Source organism: Pseudomonas sp. CHM02 (assembly GCF_000612585.1).
Lineage (GTDB): Bacteria > Pseudomonadota > Gammaproteobacteria > Pseudomonadales > Pseudomonadaceae > Aquipseudomonas.
On record NZ_JFCA01000005.1, the window covers coordinates 91,601 to 109,521 of the forward strand.

Sequence of the window (17,921 nt, forward strand, 5' to 3'; positions counted from 1 at the left end):
ACTAGGGCAGCGGCGCGACTCTATAAGTTTTTTCAACCAATTGATTCGCTTCACGAGTTTTTCACTATCGCTTCACCCGGAGCCCACAGAAAGGCTGCCAGGATGATGCCCCCTCACGCCTGGCGAAACCCAGGCATAAAAAAACCCCGCCGGCATCACTGCCCGCGGGGCTTTTTCAGTACAGGGGTAAGGCTGGCTTACATCATGCCGCCCATGCCACCCATACCGCCCATATCTGGCATACCGCCGCCAGCCGCGCCTTCAGCCTTCGGCTCGTCGGCAATTGCAGCTTCGGTGGTCAGGATCAGACCGCCGATGGAAGCCGCGGCTTGCAGCGCGGAACGAGTCACCTTGGTAGGGTCCAGGATGCCCATTTCGATCATGTCGCCATAGACGCCAGTCGCAGCGTTGTAACCGTAGTTACCTTTGCCGTTCTTGACTTCGTTGACCACAACACTTGGCTCGTCGCCGGAGTTGGCAGCGATCTGGCGCAGTGGCGCTTCAACAGCGCGACGCAGTACTGCGATACCGACGTTCTGGTCGGCGTTGTCGCCGGTCAGGTTGGTCAAGGCTTCCAGAGCACGGATCAGCGCAACGCCACCGCCAGGTACCACGCCTTCTTCAACGGCTGCACGGGTTGCGTGCAGGGCGTCTTCAACGCGGGCTTTCTTCTCTTTCATTTCAACTTCGGAACCAGCGCCAACCTTGATCACTGCAACGCCGCCAGACAGTTTGGCCAGACGCTCTTGCAGTTTTTCACGGTCGTAGTCCGAGGACGTTTCGGCAACCTGGGCACGGATCTGAGTGATGCGCGACTGGATGTCGACTTCAACGCCAGCACCGTCAACGATGATGGTGTTTTCCTTGGAGATGGTCACGCGCTTGGCGCTACCCAGGTTTTCCAGGGTGGCGCTTTCCAGGCTCAGGCCGATCTCTTCGGAGATAACGGTACCGCCGGTCAGAACGGCGATATCCTGCAGCATGGCCTTGCGACGATCGCCGAAGCCTGGCGCCTTGACGGCTGCGACTTTGACGATGCCACGCATGTTGTTCACAACCAGAGTCGCCAAGGCTTCGCCTTCAACGTCTTCGGAAACGATCAACAGTGGGCGGCCGGCTTTGGCAACGGCTTCCAGCACTGGCAGCATTTCGCGGATGTTCGAGATCTTTTTGTCGACCAGCAGGATCAGCGGGCTGTCCAGCTCGGCAACCATGGTGTCTGGCTTGTTGACGAAGTACGGGGACAGGTAGCCACGGTCGAACTGCATGCCTTCTACAACCGACAGTTCGTTTTCCAGGCCAGTGCCTTCTTCAACGGTGATCACGCCTTCTTTACCGACTTTTTCCATGGCTTCGGCAATGATGTCGCCGATGGAGCTGTCGGAGTTGGCGGAGATGGTACCTACCTGAGCGATAGCCTTGGTGTCAGCGCATGGCTTGGACAGGTTTTTCAGCTCGGCGACGATGGCGATGGTGGCCTTGTCGATGCCGCGCTTGAGGTCCATCGGGTTCATACCGGCAGCGACGGCTTTGTAGCCTTCGTTGACGATCGCCTGGGCCAGAACGGTAGCGGTGGTGGTGCCGTCGCCTGCATCATCGTTGGCACGGGAGGCAACGTCTTTGACCAGCTGCGCGCCCATGTTTTCGAAACGGTCTTTGAGTTCGATTTCTTTGGCGACGGAAACGCCGTCCTTGGTGATGGTCGGAGCGCCGAAGCTCTTCTCGATGATCACGTTACGGCCTTTTGGGCCCAGGGTCGCTTTTACTGCGTCAGCCAGGATGTTGACACCGGTGAGCATTTTCTTGCGGGCGGAATCGCCGAATTTAACTTCTTTAGCAGCCATGATCGATAGTCCTTAAATACTTTGGAATAACGGGAAAATGAGCGGGAAATCAGCCTTCCAGTACGGCGAGAATCTCGTTCTCAGCCATGACCAGCAGGTCTTCGCCGTCGACTTTCACAGTGTTGCTGCCGGAGTAAGGGCCAAATACAACCTTGTCACCGACTTTAACGGCCAGCGCACGTACTTCACCGTTTTCCAGCGTCTTGCCTGGGCCAGCAGCGACGATCACACCGTGGTTGGCTTTTTCAGCAGCCGAACCTGGCAGAACGATCCCGCCGGCGGTTTTCTTTTCTTCTTCGCTGCGACGGATTACGACGCGGTCGTGCAGAGGACGAAGCTTGCTCATTGTCGATCTCTCCTAATTGTGTTTTTCATCGGCCGGTGTCTGTACCGGCGGGTTGTATTCCGGCGGTGCCGGTCGCGTCTCGCCAGGCAAGACGCGGAAGTCTGTCTGGTGTTGCCACCAGAAACCTTGCGGTGACCGTTACATAAGGGCGCATAAGCTTATTACAAGGGGCCTCGGCGGATTTTTTTTGCAGGTGCCGACGGCTGAAAGCAACACGGCACCCGAAGGTGCCGTGCCAGTAAAGCGGTTATTTGCTGTCGCGGTGTTCGAACTCGCCTTCGATCACATCACCTTCACGCCCCAACGGCTGGCGTGGCGCCGGACCGCCACGGGGTTGCAGGTCGTCGGCGAAAGCGCGCTGGCGAATCGCAGCCTCTTCGGCACGCTGGCGCATTTTGCCGGCCAGCAGCTTGCGGGTGACTGGCAACAGCATGACCAGGCCGACCACGTCACTGATGAAGCCCGGCAGGATCAACAGGCCACCGGCCAGGGCCATCATCAGGCCTTCAAGCATGGTCTGGGCGGGCAGTTCACCGCGGTTCAGGCTTTCACGGGCACGCAGTGCCGTGGCCAGGCCGGCGACGCGCAGCACCAGGACGCCGAGCATCGAGCCGAGAATGATCAGCAGCAGCGCCGGGAAAAACCCGATCGCACCGCTGACTTGAACGAATACGAACAGCTCCAACACCGGGAACAGCAGAAAGAGCAATAAAAAAGGGCGCATCAAATGGTTCCTCAACGCAAGAATGCCTTGCCAGTCCACCTTAGATGACGTCGCCATTTCGTGAATTCAAGCGTTGGCGGGCTCTTTTTTCGGCCAGACCTCGGCGTGAGCCAATGAAACCAGGGCCTCGCGGACTTGTGTCGGCGTGTTGCAAGACTCTGCAAACGGCAACCAATGCAGCGACTGGCCAATACGCAGGTGCATGCCCTCACTGTCGATACCGGCCAATTGTGCAGGCTCGGTGGCAGGCAGGCCCGCCAGCTCGACGTAGTGGGCGATGGCCTTGGTGTGATCGCTGTTCATGTGTTCGATCATGCTGCGTTCCGCCTTGCCGGCGAACGGGTTGGCCAGGGTCAATTGGTCGACCCAGTGAATCGCCCCGAAGCCGCCGATGTAACGGTGGCGTACCGGCTTGAGTACCCAGAAATCGAAGTCATGGGCCTTGTGGTAGTTGGCCGAATCGGGGAAGTAGCGGTAATAACGCTCGGCCGCCGCCTCGATGGCATCGCCCTCTTCCAGTTTCTCGGCTTCGGCCAGGTACGTCAGGCGCCCGACGGCCTGCACGTCATCGGCCTCACGCTCGCCTACCAGCAAGGAGCACTTGGGGTCTTTTTGCAGGTTATGGGTGTGCTGGGCAATGCGGCTGATCAGGATCAGCGGACGGCCCTGCTCGTCGAGGCAATACGGCACGACCGAACCGAAAGGGAAGCCGGGCATGGCTTTGGACAATGTGGAGAGAGCCCCACGGTATTCCTTGAGCAACAGCTCTCGGGCGTTCTTGGCAACCTGTGCGCTCAACGTATGACTCCTCGGGTATTCAGCCGCCCATGGCATATGGGAATGGATCTCAACACAAGGTAATCATTATCCGCAAAGGTTGCCAAGCAGGTTTTGTCCGGCTTTGTTACCAGGCCACGCCGAAGCCTGCGGTATAGCGAGTCTTGCTCAGGCTGCTGTCGGAGTCTCCACTGATAACGTCGCGTTCGGCCTTGAGGTTGAGCGACGCCCACTCGGTGACCTTGTAGCGCAGGCCCATTTCTGCGTCCAACGAGTATTCCGCCGGACCGCCGATGGGCTTGCCCACTTCGCCGTTGGTGAAGAATTCGACGGTCTTGCCCACCAGGTAGCGGTTGTAATTCCACTTCATGGCCAGGGAATAGAAGTTGTCCTTGCCGCCGTCGGCGTATTCATAGTCGGTGCGGTTGACCAGCGAGCCCAGGGAGAACGCGCCCAATTCATCGTCCCAGAACTGATAGCCCGGGCCCGTGCCGACGGTGCGCTGACGGGACAGGTCTTCAACCTTGTCGCGTTTGTAGGTCAAGCGCCCCTGCCAGAACCAGTGCTCGGTCAGGAAACGGTCGAGGTCGTATTCCAGGGCCCAGTTGTCGGTGGTGGTGACGTCGTCCTGGAACTCGCGGTTGTACTCGCCCTGCCCGGTATGGCGCCATTGACCATGGCGGGCGGTGGTCTTGAAGTCGATGTCGTAGTCGTTGGTGTCTTTATCGGCGCGTTTATAGTCCAGCGCCATGTCTACATTGCCCTTCCACACCAGGTCTTCGACCACCGGCTTGGGCTTGATGATCTGCTGGATGCTGGCCAGTTCGACGGTCTTGGGCGCTTCGCCGTTGGCCAGGACCACTTTGCCATCGTCCGCCGCTTTCAGGGACTTGGCCTTCTCGCCGGTATAGGCGTCCTGCTTGACCAGCAGCTCCTGGTCGCTCTCCAGGGTTTTCACCTGTTTCCAGTCTACCGGGATGGCGCCTGCGTAATCGGTCTGGATCAGCAGCTTGCCCCCGTCGAAGACTTTGATCTTGCCGGTCAGGCGGTCACCGTTCTTCAACCAGACGGTATCGGCCAACAAGGGCGTGGAGGCGCTGAAAACAGCGAGGCATAGCAGGGTTCTGGACAACATAAGCGGATAAGGAGCTCAAGGTTGGCGAAAAGGGGCGATTATCGTGTTAGATAGCTAGGACTGACTCAAGGATTTATGTTGAGTTCAATTCTCATCAGCACACTTACAGACCTTTCCTACAATTGTGCCGTCGGTATCAATGGATATGCCTACCGTGAATCAGCCCGCCGAACCACCACAAAGCCCCGCCGAAATGCGCCGTACCGCGCTGTACCTGACCCTGGCGCAAGTGCCCGAAGGTTGCGTGGTGAGTTACGGTGAGCTGGCGCACCTGGCTGGCCTCGGCCGTGCGGCACGCTGGGTGGGACGCACGTTGAGCCAGCTTCCCGAAGACACCAGGCTGCCCTGGCACCGCGTGCTGGGTGCCGGTGGTCGGATAAGTCTGCCGGTGGGCAGTGCGTCAGGTGATGAACAACGCGCGCGTTTGCGCGATGAAGGCGTCACTGTCCGCAACAATCGCGTGGATATTCAGCGCCATGGCTGGCGCCCGGTAGAGCACAGCGGTTAGAGTGCGCGCTTTGTTTCCGCAAATCTGAGGCAGACTCCAGCCCATGCCCCGTAAAACCTGGCGCGCCGCGCTCGCCGCCTATGCCAGCCCTTCGACGTTAGTGCTGTTGTTGCTCGGCTTTGCCGCCGGCTTGCCTTACATGTTGGTGTTCTCGACGCTTTCAGTGTGGTTGCGTGAGGCCGGTGTGGCCCGCGAGACCATCGGCTATGCGAGCCTGATCGGCCTGGCGTATGCCTTTAAATGGGTGTGGTCGCCACTGCTCGACCAATGGCGCCTGCCGCTGCTCGGCAAACTCGGGCGTCGTCGCTCCTGGCTGGTACTGGCCCAATCGCTGGTGATCCTCGGATTGATCGGCATGGGCTTTTGCGACCCGCAGAAACACCTGTCCTGGCTGATCGCTATCGCCGTCATCGTCGCCTTTGCGTCCGCCACCCAAGACATCGCCGTCGACGCCTACCGCCTGGAGATCGCCGACGACAGCCGCCAGGCCGCCCTGGCCGCCAGCTACATGTCCGGTTACCGCATCGCCGCCCTGCTGGCCACCGCGGGTGCACTGTTTTTCGCCGAAGGTTTTGGCTCCACCGGCTTCAACTATAAGCACTCGGCCTGGACCGGCACCTATGTGCTGTTCGGCGTGTTGATGATTCCGGCGCTGCTGACCACCCTGTTCATGCGCGAACCCAATGTGCCGCTGCGTACCCAACTGCAGGCCGGGCGCTACAGCTTCGTGCATCAGTTGGTCTCGGTGTTTGTACTGATCGTGCTGCTGGTGTCGGTACCGGCGATGTTCACCCAACTGTTCAACACCGATTTCGCCAGCGTGCTGTTCCACGGGGTCAGCCTGTGGGAGCTGCTGATGGAGGACCGCGCCTTCCTGCGTGCCATCCTCTATATCACCCTCACCGCCCTGTGCCTCTCGGCCATGGGCCGCCGTGGCCTGGCCCCCGTGCTGACGCCGGTCAACGACTTCATCCTGCGCTACCGCTGGCAGGCGTTGCTGTTGTTGGGGCTGATCGCTACCTATCGCATGTCCGACACCGTGATGGGTGTGATGGCCAACGTGTTCTACATCGACCAGGGCTTTACCAAGGACCAGATCGCCGGGGTCAGCAAGATCTTCGGCCTGATCATGACCCTGCTGGGCGCCGGCATGGGTGGCCTGCTGATCGTGCGTTTCGGTATCCTGCCGATCCTGTTCATCGGCGGCGTGGCGTCGGCGGGCACCAACCTGCTGTTCGTGATGCTCGCCGACATGGGCCCGGACCTGCAGATGCTGATCTTCACCATCTCCCTGGACAACTTCAGCTCCGGGCTGGCGACCTCGGCGTTTGTCGCCTATCTGTCGAGCCTGACCAACCTGAAGTTCTCCGCCACTCAATACGCCTTGCTCAGCTCGATCATGCTGTTGCTGCCGCGCCTGATCGGCGGGTACTCGGGGGTGATGGTGGAGAAGTTCGGGTATCACAACTTCTTCCTGATCACCTGCATGCTGGGTGTACCGACGCTGCTGCTGATTGCCTTGCATTGGTATCAGGAGAATCGGCGGGCGCGGTTGAGTCCGCCGGTCGAAGACTGATATTGGGGGGCCCTTTAAAAGCTGGACCGAGGTGCCCCCAATCGCGAGCAAGCTCTGCTCCTACAGACAGCCCAACATTCTGATGCCTGTACGGCGACAGCTTGCGCCCGTACAATCCCAAGTCATTTCAAGTCCAAGCAACCGACAACGGCCTACCATGCGTACCAGTCAATATTTGCTCGCCACACAGAAAGAAACGCCTTCCGACGCGGTCGTGATCAGTCACCAGCTGATGCTGCGTGCCGGCATGATCCGCAAACTGGCCTCCGGCCTGTACACCTGGCTGCCCATGGGCTTGAAGGTGATGCGCAAGGTCGAAGCCATCGTTCGTGAAGAAATGAACGCCGCCGGCTCTCTGGAAGTGTTGATGCCGAGCACCCAACCGGCTGAACTGTGGCAGGAATCCGGGCGCTGGGAAGAGTACGGCCCTGAGTTGCTGCGCTTCAAGGATCGTCATGGCCGCGATTTCTGCGCCGGCCCGACCCACGAAGAAGTGATCACCGACCTGATGCGCAACGAGCTGAGCAGCTACAAGCAGCTGCCGCTGAACCTGTATCAGATCCAGACCAAGTTCCGTGACGAAATCCGCCCACGCTTCGGTCTGATGCGCGGCCGTGAATTCATCATGAAGGACGCCTATTCGTTCCACGCTGACCAGGCTTCGCTGCAGGTCACCTACGACCGCATGCACACTGCCTACTGCAACGTGTTCACGCGCCTGGGCCTGAAATTCCGCCCGGTTGAAGCGGATAACGGCTCCATCGGCGGCGCCGGCTCCCACGAGTTCCACGTACTGGCCGAGTCCGGCGAAGACGACATCGTGTTCAGCAACGGCTCCGACTACGCAGCGAACATCGAAAAAGCCGAAGCCGTGCCACGGGAAACCTCCCGCGCAGCACCGACTGAGGAGCTGCGCCTGGTGGACACGCCGGACACCAAGACCATCGCGGCCCTGGTGGAAAAATTCAATCTGCCGATTGAAAAGACCATCAAGACCCTGATCGTGCGCGCCGAAGAAGAAGGCAAGCTGATCGCCCTGGTGATCCGTGGCGACCACGAACTCAACGAAATCAAGGCTGCCCAGCAACCTGGCGTGGCCAGCCCGCTGGTCATGGCTACCGACGCCGAACTGCGCGACGCCATTGGCGCCGGTGCCGGCTCGCTCGGCCCACTGAACCTGCCGCTGCCGATCATCATCGACCGCTCGGTCGAGCTGATGAGCGACTTCGGTATCGGTGCCAACATCGACGACAAGCACTACTTCGGCGTGAACTGGGAGCGTGACCTGCCAGTTCCGACCGTGGCCGACCTGCGCAACGTGGTGGCCGGTGACCCAAGCCCGGATGGCAAGGGCACCCTGGAAATCAAGCGCGGCATCGAAGTCGGGCACATCTTCCAGCTGGGCAACAAGTACAGCAAGGCGATGAAGTGCGAAGTGCTGGGCGAGAACGGCAAGCCGATCACCCTGGAAATGGGTTGCTACGGCATTGGCGTATCCCGCGTGGTGGCGGCTGCCATCGAGCAGAACAACGACGAGAAAGGCATCATCTGGAGTGACGCTTTGGCGCCGTTCCAGGTCGCCCTGGTACCGCTGCGGTATGAAACCGAGCAAGTACGCGAAGCCACCGACAAGCTGTACGCCGAACTGACGGCTGCTGGTTTTGAAGTGCTGCTCGATGACCGGGACAAGAAAACCAGCCCGGGCATCAAGTTCGCCGACATGGAGCTGATTGGCATCCCGCACCGGATCGTGGTCAGTGACCGCGGCCTGGCCGATGGCAATCTGGAATACAAGAGCCGGACCGAAGCCGAAGCCCAACCGTTGCCGGTGGCTGACGTGCTGTCTTTCCTTCAGGCGCGTATTCGTCGCTGAAAACCAGATCAAGAGAAGTCATGTTCAAGCGAAACACCAGAGCCCTGGGGGGCGCCGCCTTGTGCGGCGCCCTGCTGGTCAGCGGCTGCGCCAACCAGATGTCGCAACGCAGTGAGCACGAGGAGCGGGTCGAGCGTAAGTTGCTCGACCACAGCCTGCAGATCGATGTAGGCGACCCCAAAGTGTTGGAACTGCCGCAACGCCGAGTTCGCATTCACGAGCAGAAGACCTTCGAGGTCACCGAGTTCGAAGTCACCCGTCGCTACGACCGCTACACCCCCTATCAACCCTGGCGCAAACTCTATGAGATGCCACTGGGGGCGGTCGCCTTGGTGGCGGGCGCGGGCGCCAACGTGGCGAATATCTTCGCCCTCGGCAACCTGCCGACCAGCATGACTCACGACTGGCTGACCTACGGCGTGGACGGCCTCAACCCGTTCATGAACGTGCAATCCCACGGCCGTGCGCAACAGAACCTGGCGGGTATCGATGAAGTCCAGCGTGACAAGCGTGTGGAGTATTCGAGCCTGCCCTGGAGCGAACGCCCGGTGCAGGTCACTGCGGGCAAGCAAGTGCATGAGCTGACCACCGACCGCAACGGCGTCCTGCGCCTGAACCTGTTGGACAGCCCGTTTGCCGAGCAGGACCTGAACCGCGTCACGACCTTGAAAATCAGCGTGGAAGATGGCCAGGACGACGTGCATTCGGACTCGACACTGGCGATCAGCAACACCCTGCGCGGCAAGTTGCTGGAAGCCCACGGCCTGATCTACGACGATCTGGAAGACGACGAAGTCAGCCAGTGGGTGCACCGCGTCAAGCGCTTGTCGGAGCTGGGCCTGGAAGAAGAAGCCAGCGAGCTGGAACAAAGCCTGATCGAACTGACCCGCAATGATCCCGAGTTGCAGCAGGAATTCCTGCAGGCGCTCACCAAGGATGCGGGGCGGTTGGTGGCAGATCCTGGCGCTCGCTAAGCACAACGACGATAAAACTGTAGGAGCTGGCTTGCCAGCGATGGCGCCAGGTCAGCTTGCACATGAGGCGGCTGGTAGATCGCCATCGCCGGCAAGCCGGCGACTTATAGGTTTTTAATCCGGTTTCTACCAGGAGAATTCAAGTTGTTCGTTGCCATTGCTTAAATCCAACAACCGCACGCCGATCCCCAGCAACCGCACCGGTTTCCCGCCGCGATTGAATGCCTGCGTCAGCAGCTGTTGATAACTCTCCAGGTCCCGCCCTGCCCCCGCCTGCTCCAGTGTCGTCTGGGTAAAATCATGAAACTTCACCTTGACGAACGGCTTGCCCGCCCGGTAACTGCTGTCGATGCGCGCCATGCGCCCGGCCAGGGTGTCCATCAGTTCGGGGAGTTTGGCCAGGCAGCTTGAGAGATCGGGCAAGTCCACGTCGTAGGTGTTTTCCACACTGATCGATTGCCGGCGACTGTCGTTCTGCACCACACGGTCATCGATCCCACGTGCCAGGCTCCACAGCCGCTCGCCAAAACTGCCGAACTCGCGCACCAGCGCCAGCTTGTTCCATTCGCGCAGTTGCAGGCAGTCTTCGATTCCCAGACGCGCGAGCTTGTCCGCCGTGACCTTGCCAACACCGTGCAACTTGCTCACGCGCAACTGCGAGACGAAGTCCTCGACCTGGTCCGGCGTGATCACGAACAACCCATTGGGTTTCTTCCAGTCGCTGGCGATCTTCGCCAGGAACTTGTTCGGCGCCACACCGGCGGACACGGTGATGTGCAACTGGTTGGAGACGCGGCGGCGAATGTCCTGGGCAATGCGCGTGGCACTGCCGCCAAAGTGCGGGCTGTCGGACACGTCCAGATAGGCTTCATCCAGCGACAGCGGTTCGATCAGGTCGGTGTAGTCGCGGAAGATCGACTGGATTTCCTTCGACGCTTCCTTATAGGCATCCATGCGCGGCTTGACGATGGTGAGGTCCGGGCACAGCTTCAAGGCATGGCGCGATGACATGGCCGAGCGCACGCCATAGGCACGCGCCTCGTAGTTGCAGGTCGCAATCACGCCGCGCCGGTCCGCCGAGCCGCCCACCGCCAGTGGCTTTTGCGCCAGGCTCGGGTCATCGCGCATCTCGATGGCGGCGTAGAAGCAATCACAGTCGACGTGGATGATTTTGCGCTGCGTCATATAAACGGGGTGTGTACCTACGGGTGTCCAGTATCGCATCCACCCCTGTATATAGCACCAGTAGTTTGAATCTTCCGCTTGAGCGGTAGGAAAATTCCCGGATGAATTTATTTTCTCAATCGAATCTGGCATGCCGATAGAGCTGAAACCCTCGGCCAGACTGGGCTCGCAGGGTATCAAGAGGCCTTCATGGAGAGCTAACCGATTGAACCACAAGCGCTTTTCTTCAACTCACGGGTTGACACACCGGCGTTCATCTGTAGAATGCCGACACACAGACGCGGGATGGAGCAGTCTGGTAGCTCGTCGGGCTCATAACCCGAAGGTCGTCGGTTCAAATCCGGCTCCCGCAACCAAACATCAAGAAAGGCTACTCGAAAGAGTGGCCTTTTTTGTGCGTGCCTGTTTTGTAGTGAGCGGGCTTGCCCCGAGCCGGGTGGCGAAGCCACCGCAAACCCGGCGACCTGGCTTATCAGGGGCTCGGCGGTGCCTTTGTTGGGGCGGCTTCGCCACCCGGCGCGGGGCAAGCCCGCTCACCACAACCAGCCCGCTCAATACAAAAACCTTTTCCAATCTGAAACTTAGGTTGCCTGAGCAACAATTCCACACTTATTTGACCGATACATCCATTAACGGTTGACACCTCGCCGCTGGGCTGTAGAATGCCGCCCACAGACGCGGGATGGAGCAGTCTGGTAGCTCGTCGGGCTCATAACCCGAAGGTCGTCGGTTCAAATCCGGCTCCCGCAACCAAACATCAAAAAAGGCTACTCGAAAGAGTGGCCTTTTTTGTATCCGGTAAAAAAGTTCTTCTGAAACAATGGCATGGCATCTTTCATGAAACCGTACACGGTTTGTTGAGTCCATTTCCTTGCAAGCTATGCTCAATGCTCAAGCGCTACCCTCTACGACCAATGGCCGCTGTCGCCGCCCCCGGTGATACGCGTTAATATTTGCAATTATTTTGTCCATAGGGATTGGTAACTTGGCTGGATACCTCCATCCTGTCGCGCACAATCCACGAGGTGATTGATGCGCGCCAACTCGTCTGAACCACAAGACACTGTCACAGCAGAACAACCGATCACTCCTACTCGTTTGCGCTGGCTGGATCTGGTGAGCAAGTACCGGCAACCCCTTGGGCTGGCCGTCACGTTGTTGCTGTTCGCCATCGCCCTGATCGCCTGCCGCCACCTGCTGCTGGAACTCGACCTCTACGCCCTCCACGATTCGATCCTGGAAGTGCCCAAGCCTGCCCTGCTCGGCGCATTGGCGGCAGCTGTCGCCGGTTTCGTCATTCTATTGGGCTACGAATTTTCCGGCGCACGCTACGCGGGGGTAAAACTGCCCGCCAAGACCCTGGCCCTAGGTGGCTTTACCGCATTTGCCATCGGCAATGCGATTGGCCTGTCGATGCTTTCGGGTGGTTCGGTACGCTACCGTTTATATGCACGCCATGGCATCGGGGCCTCGGAAGTCGCGCACATGACCGTGTTCGCCAGCCTGGCCCTGGGCTGCGCGCTGCCACCGCTGGCCGCCTTGGCCACATTGAGCAACTTGCCGGCGGCATCCACCTACCTGCATCTGTCACAAAGCCTGCTCGGCGGCATTGCCGGCGCCGTGCTGCTGTTGTCGGCGGTGTTGTGCATCGGTATTTATCGCCGTCGCCTGCCCGAACAGCCTTATCCGGACAACCTACTGGTCAAGGCCGGCCGCCGCACCCTGCGCCTGCCTGGCCGGCGCTTGACGTTCCTGCAGTTGATCATCACCGCATTGGACGTCGCCGCTGCCGCCACTGTCCTTTATATGCTGCTGCCGGAAGCACCGCCCTTCGGCCCCTTCCTGCTCGTGTACCTGCTGGCTTTGGCCGCCGGTGTGCTCAGCCATGTACCGGGCGGCGTGGGCGTATTCGAAGCGATCCTGCTGGCGGCCTTCGCCGACAAACTGGGCGCCGCGCCCCTGGCCGCTGCCCTGCTGCTGTACCGCATGATCTACGTGGTGCTGCCGCTGCTGATCGCCTGCGTGTTCCTGCTGGTCAACGAAGCACAGCGCCTGTTCCAGACCCAGCAAAGCCTGCGGGTCGCATCAGGGCTGGCAGCGCCAGTACTGGCCGTCCTGGTTTTTTTGTCTGGCGTGGTCCTGCTGTTTTCTGGCGCCACGCCCGAAATCGACTCACGCCTGGAAAACATCGGTTTCCTGATTCCCCACCGCCTGATTGACGCCTCGCACTTTGGCGCCAGCCTGATCGGCGTGCTGTGCCTGCTGCTGGCCCAGGGCCTGCGTCGACGTTTGTCGGCCGCCTGGATGCTGACCATGGTGCTGCTATTGGTGGGTGCCCTGCTCTCGCTGCTCAAAGGGTTCGACTGGGAAGAAGCCAGCCTGATGACCATGACCGCCATCCTGCTGGCGATCTTCCGACGCTCGTTCTACCGCGCCAGCCGCCTCACCGAACTGCCCTTCTCGCCGCTGTACCTGGTGGCCAGTGTCTGCGTGCTGGGGGCTTCGATCTGGCTGCTGCTGTTCGCCTATCAGGACGTGCCTTACAGCCACCAGCTGTGGTGGCAGTTCACCCTGGACGCCAACGCCCCCCGCGGCCTGCGTTCGCTGCTGGGTGCCGCCGTGTTGCTGGTCATCGTGTCCCTGACCTGGCTGCTGCGCACTGCGCGCCCGGTGATCCACCTGCCCACCCCTGACGAACTGGAACGCGCCAGCAAGATCCTGATGGCCTCGTCCCAACCCGACGGCGGCCTGGCGCTCACGGGCGACAAGGCGCTGCTGTTCCACCCCAACGACGAAGCCTTCCTGATGTACGCCCGTCGCGGGCGCAGCCTGGTGGCGTTGTATGACCCGATCGGCCCGACCCAGCCACGGGCCGAAATGATCTGGCAGTTCCGCGACCTGTGCGACATTCACCACGCGCGCCCGGTGTTTTACCAGGTCCGTGCAGAGAACCTGCCGTACTACATGGACATCGGCCTCACCGCGATCAAGCTGGGCGAAGAAGCCCGCGTCGACCTGAAACGCTTTGACCTGGAAGCCAAGGGCAAAGAGATGAAGGACCTGCGCTACACCTGGAACCGCGGCTCGCGGGACGGCCTGTCCCTGGAGATCTTTGAACCGGGCACGGCACCGATGGACGAGCTCAAGGTCATCTCCGATGCCTGGTTGACCGGCAAGAACGTGCGGGAAAAAGGCTTTTCCCTGGGACGCTTCAGCGATGACTACCTCAAGCACTTTCGCATTGCGATCATTCGCTTCGAAGGGCGCCCGGTGGCCTTCGCCAACCTGCTCGAAACCTACAACCACGACCTGGCCAGTCTCGACCTGATGCGCGCCCACCCGGACGCGCCCAAGCTGACCATGGAATTCATGATGGTCGGCCTGATTCAACATTATAAGAGTCACGGCTACGCCCGCTTCAGCCTCGGCATGGTGCCGTTGTCGGGCCTGCAACCACGACGTGGCGCCCCGCTGACCCAACGCCTGGGCTCAATGGTGTTCCGTCGCGGCGAGCAACTGTATAACTTCCAAGGTTTGCGCCGCTTCAAAGACAAGTTCCAGCCTGACTGGGAACCCCGTTACATGGCCGTGCCCGCAGGACTTGATCCGCTGGTGGCGCTGGCCGATACCGCCGCCCTGATCGCGGGCGGCTTGACTGGATTGGTGAAACGCTGATGATTCGACGCTCCTGGCGGTATGTATTGGCCTTTGTAGTGCTGCTCGCCCTGATCCTGGGTGGCGGCTATTGGTACTGGAACCGCCCTGCCCCGCAGCCGACCCTGGAGCAACTGCCCCAGGCCGACGGTTCGGTCATGACCCGCGTGACCCCGAACGGCACGCCCAAAGCCCGTGTGGCTGTAGCCGTGATGGCAGATGCAACCCTGACAGACAGCCAACTGATTGCCTTGAGCCAAGGCGGCAAGGCGCAGATTGTCCAGGTGATCCTGCCCAAGGACGACTGCAAGCTGCAGGAACAAGCGCTGCAAAGCGCCCTGGGCCAGCTCAAGGGCCCGGCCACCCTGGTCAGCGGCATCGGCCCTGGCGCAAGCCTGGCATGGCGCTGGCTGGCCGCACAGAACGACGACAAGGCCAATGCCATCTCCGTCGGTTTCGCCATGACCCAGGAAGGCTGCAAGGACCCGCTGCCGAAAACGGCAGCCCACGGCAGTTGGCTGGTGGCCTGGAACGACAACCCTGACGATGATGCCGCCAGCTTCGTACGCGACACACCACGCGCCACCACCAGCATCAGCGACTACGACATTCATTACCCGCAAGTGCTGAACAACGAGTTGCGCAAGCAACTGGTGGGCTCGGACAACGGCGGCCTGGCGATCCCGGTGGTTGAAGTACCGGCTGGCCAAGCCAAGGACACCGTCACCCTGTTCCTCTCCGGCGACGGCGGCTGGCGTGACCTCGACCGCGACGTCGCCGGTGAAATGGCCAAGATCGGCTACCCGGTGGTCGGCATCGACACCCTGCGCTACTACTGGCAGCACAAGACCCCGGAACAAAGCGCCAAGGACCTCACCGAACTGATGCAGCACTACCGCCAGAAGTGGGGCACCAAGCGCTTCGTGCTGACCGGTTACTCGTTCGGCGCCGATGTATTGCCGGCCATCTACAACCGCCTGCCGGAAAACGAGCAGCAGCGCGTGGACGCAATCATCCTGCTGGCGTTTGCACGCACTGGCAGCTTCGAGATTGAAGTGGAAGGTTGGCTGGGCAACGCCGGCAAAGAAGCCGCCACCGGCCCGGAAATGGCCAAGCTGCCCCCCGAGAAAGTGGTGTGCATCTACGGTGCAGAAGAAGTCGACGAGAGCGGCTGCACCGACAAGACAGCCGTGGGTGAAGCCCTGAAGTTGCCAGGCGGGCATCACTTCGACGAGAACTACCCGGCGCTGGCCAAGCGCTTGGTGGATATCATCGTGAAGCACCAGGCCAAGGATAAAGCCGAGTAACGCCGACCCTGTGATGGGCTGGCCATGATGAGCCGCTTGTTGTGGTGAGCGGGCTTGCCCCGCGCTGGGTGGCGGAGCCGCCCTACAACCAGACGCCGCATTTCTGCCTGACAGAATGCGGCGTTTTTATTGGGGCTGCTTCGCTGCCCAGCGCGGGGCAAGCCCGCTCACCACAACAAGCCCGCTCATTACAGCAAGTCCATTGCACATTGGCTTTACGGTGTGGCTGAACGCTAGCGCGGTTCGATATGCGCAATCATCAGCTGCACGGTTTCATTGCCCCGAAACTCGTTCACATCCAGCTTGTAAGCCAACTCTACCCAACGCACCGTCGGATTCGGCCAGACTTCACGGTCTACCCCGAACGCAATGCCATCAAGCTTCACGGACCCGCATTCGCTCTTGAGCACGACCTTCAAGTGCCGCTCGCCCACCACGCGCTGTTCCACCAACTGAAACACGCCGTGAAACAACGGTTCGGGAAAGTGCTGCCCCCAGGGCCCGGCATGCCGCAATGCGCGGGCCAGCTCCAGGTGAAACTCTTCCACCGCCAGGGTGCCGTCGGACAGCAGGCGCCCGGTGAGGTCTTCTTCGCGCAATTGCCGACGCACTTCGGCATCAAAGGCCTCGGCAAACAGTGGGAAGTTTTCCTCGGGCAGTGTCAGACCGGCCGCCATGGCGTGGCCGCCGTATTTGGTGATCAGGTTGGGATGCTGGCTTGCGACCACCGCCAGGGCATCACGGATATGAAACCCCTGCACAGAGCGCCCTGAGCCCTTGAGCAGGCCATCGCCGGCATCGGCAAAGGCAATGGTCGGACGGAAATAGCGCTCTTTCATGCGCGACGCCAGAATACCGATCACGCCCTGGTGCCATTCCGGGTCGAACAGGCACAAGCCATAGGGCATCGACTCCACCGGCAAGTCCTTGAGCTGGGCCAGGGCCTCGCGCTGCATGCCTTGCTCGATGGACTTGCGATCCTGGTTCATGCCATCCAGTTGCGCGGCCATTTCACGGGCCGCGGCAACGTCGGTGGTGAGCAGGCATTCGATCCCCAGGCTCATGTCATCCAGGCGCCCGGCGGCATTCAGGCGCGGGCCGAGGATAAAACCCAGGTCGGTGGAGGTGATGCGAGCCGCATCGCGCTTGGCCACTTCCAGGATCGCCTTGATCCCCGGCCGCGCACGACCGGCGCGAATACGCTCCAGGCCCTGGTGCACCAGGATGCGGTTGTTGGCGTCCAGGGGCACCACGTCGGCGACGCTGCCCAGCGCGACGAGGTCAAGCAGCTCGCCGATGTTGGGTTGTGGCTTGCTCTCGTACCAGCCCAAGCTGCGCAGGCGCGCGCGCAGGGCCATCAGCACGTAAAAGATCACGCCGACCCCCGCCAGGGCCTTGCTCGGGAACTCACAGCCGGGCTGGTTCGGGTTGACGATAGCGTCCGCTGCCGGCAACTCGTCGCCGGGCAAGTGGTGGTCGGTCACCAGCACCTGCAACCCCGCCGCTTTCGCCGCCGCCACGCCTTCAACACTGGAGATACCGTTGTCCACGGTAATCAGCAGTTGTGGCTCGCGCTGCAGTGCAACGGCGACAATCTCCGGGGTCAGGCCGTAGCCGTACTCGAAGCGGTTCGGCACCAGGTAGTCGACATGCGCCGCACCGAGCAGGCGCAAGCCCAGGGTGCCCACGGTGCTGGCAGTGGCGCCGTCGGCGTCGAAGTCGCCGACGATGAGGATGCGCTGGCGCTGCTCCAGCGCAGTCACCAGCAGGTCCACCGCTGCGTCGATGCCCTTGAGCTGCTGATAGGGAATCAACCGCGCCAGGCTTTTATCCAGCTCGGCCTCGGACTGCACCCCGCGCGCGGCGTAGAGACGGGTCAACAGCGGTGGCAATTCACCGAGAAACGGCAGGACAGCAGGCAACGGACGAGGATCGATACGCATGGGGTGACGGGAGCTTCTCTTCTATTCGACAGTTAGTTAGCAAGGCTAAGGGCAACGCAGGTCAAATGTGGGAGC

At 60.8% G+C, this 17,921-nt stretch carries 13 protein-coding genes and 2 tRNA genes; 8 read left to right on the forward strand and 7 right to left on the reverse strand.

Features of this window, described 5'->3' with window-relative positions:
- Nucleotides 1-197: 197 nt before the first annotated feature.
- From groL to BM70_RS0104085, 5 genes are all read right to left on the reverse strand, one after another.
- Nucleotides 198-1,844 (reverse strand): chaperonin GroEL, encoded by a 1,647-nt coding sequence (gene groL / locus BM70_RS0104065; protein ID WP_025854815.1) that lies wholly within the window; start codon nt 1,842-1,844, stop codon nt 198-200.
- A gap of 49 nt (nt 1,845-1,893) precedes the next feature.
- Nucleotides 1,894-2,190: a co-chaperone GroES gene (groES, locus tag BM70_RS0104070; RefSeq protein WP_017846112.1), complete on the reverse strand. Its 297-nt coding sequence runs from the start codon at nt 2,188-2,190 to the stop codon at nt 1,894-1,896.
- A gap of 247 nt (nt 2,191-2,437) precedes the next feature.
- Entirely contained in the window at nt 2,438-2,914 is a 477-nt protein-coding gene (locus tag BM70_RS0104075) for an FxsA family protein (RefSeq protein ID WP_025854816.1), read from the reverse strand.
- A 66-nt stretch (nt 2,915-2,980) separates the two neighbouring features.
- The gene (locus BM70_RS0104080; RefSeq protein ID WP_025854817.1) at nt 2,981-3,712 is read right to left on the reverse strand and encodes a HugZ family protein; all 732 of its coding nucleotides are present in this window, start codon (nt 3,710-3,712) and stop codon (nt 2,981-2,983) included.
- A 106-nt stretch (nt 3,713-3,818) separates the two neighbouring features.
- Entirely contained in the window at nt 3,819-4,826 is a 1,008-nt protein-coding gene (locus BM70_RS0104085; protein ID WP_025854818.1) for a DUF481 domain-containing protein, read from the reverse strand.
- 145 nt (nt 4,827-4,971) lie between these two features.
- On the opposite strand from BM70_RS0104085, the gene BM70_RS0104090 reads away from it, so the two are divergent.
- The 4 genes from BM70_RS0104090 to BM70_RS0104105 all read left to right on the forward strand — a co-directional run bounded on the left by BM70_RS0104090 (nt 4,972) and on the right by BM70_RS0104105 (nt 9,757).
- A complete protein-coding gene (locus tag BM70_RS0104090) occupies nt 4,972-5,334 on the forward strand; it encodes an MGMT family protein (RefSeq protein WP_043274157.1) in 363 nt (120 codons plus the stop codon).
- A 43-nt stretch (nt 5,335-5,377) separates the two neighbouring features.
- Nucleotides 5,378-6,910, forward strand: a complete 1,533-nt coding sequence (locus BM70_RS0104095) for an AmpG family muropeptide MFS transporter (protein ID WP_025854820.1) — start codon at nt 5,378-5,380, stop codon at nt 6,908-6,910.
- 157 nt (nt 6,911-7,067) lie between these two features.
- Nucleotides 7,068-8,783 carry a proline--tRNA ligase gene (locus tag BM70_RS0104100; protein WP_025854821.1) on the forward strand — a complete coding sequence of 572 codons (1,716 nt, stop codon included), beginning with the start codon at nt 7,068-7,070 and terminating at the stop codon, nt 8,781-8,783.
- A gap of 20 nt (nt 8,784-8,803) precedes the next feature.
- Nucleotides 8,804-9,757: a hypothetical protein gene (locus BM70_RS0104105; protein WP_025854822.1), complete on the forward strand. Its 954-nt coding sequence runs from the start codon at nt 8,804-8,806 to the stop codon at nt 9,755-9,757.
- Nucleotides 9,758-9,883: 126 nt separating this feature from the next.
- Here the strand turns inward: BM70_RS0104105 and dinB are convergent, their stop codons facing one another.
- Entirely contained in the window at nt 9,884-10,942 is a 1,059-nt protein-coding gene (gene dinB / locus BM70_RS0104110) for a DNA polymerase IV (protein WP_025854823.1), read from the reverse strand.
- Between the two features lie 279 nt (nt 10,943-11,221).
- Between dinB and BM70_RS0104115 the strand changes: the two genes are divergently transcribed.
- From BM70_RS0104115 to BM70_RS0104130, 4 genes are all read left to right on the forward strand, one after another.
- Nucleotides 11,222-11,298 (forward strand) — tRNA-Met (locus BM70_RS0104115).
- 320 nt (nt 11,299-11,618) lie between these two features.
- Nucleotides 11,619-11,695: transfer RNA gene (locus tag BM70_RS0104120), tRNA-Met, on the forward strand.
- Between the two features lie 279 nt (nt 11,696-11,974).
- Nucleotides 11,975-14,617 (forward strand): bifunctional lysylphosphatidylglycerol flippase/synthetase MprF, encoded by a 2,643-nt coding sequence (gene mprF, locus BM70_RS0104125; RefSeq protein ID WP_025854824.1) that lies wholly within the window; start codon nt 11,975-11,977, stop codon nt 14,615-14,617.
- Nucleotides 14,617-15,903 carry a virulence factor family protein gene (locus BM70_RS0104130; RefSeq protein WP_025854825.1) on the forward strand — a complete coding sequence of 429 codons (1,287 nt, stop codon included), beginning with the start codon at nt 14,617-14,619 and terminating at the stop codon, nt 15,901-15,903. The genes mprF and BM70_RS0104130 overlap by 1 nt, the downstream gene beginning before the upstream one ends.
- A 233-nt stretch (nt 15,904-16,136) precedes the next feature.
- Here BM70_RS0104130 and recJ read toward each other — a convergent pair whose 3' ends face one another.
- Entirely contained in the window at nt 16,137-17,846 is a 1,710-nt protein-coding gene (gene recJ / locus BM70_RS0104135) for a single-stranded-DNA-specific exonuclease RecJ (protein WP_025854826.1), read from the reverse strand.
- Nucleotides 17,847-17,921: the final 75 nt, after the last annotated feature.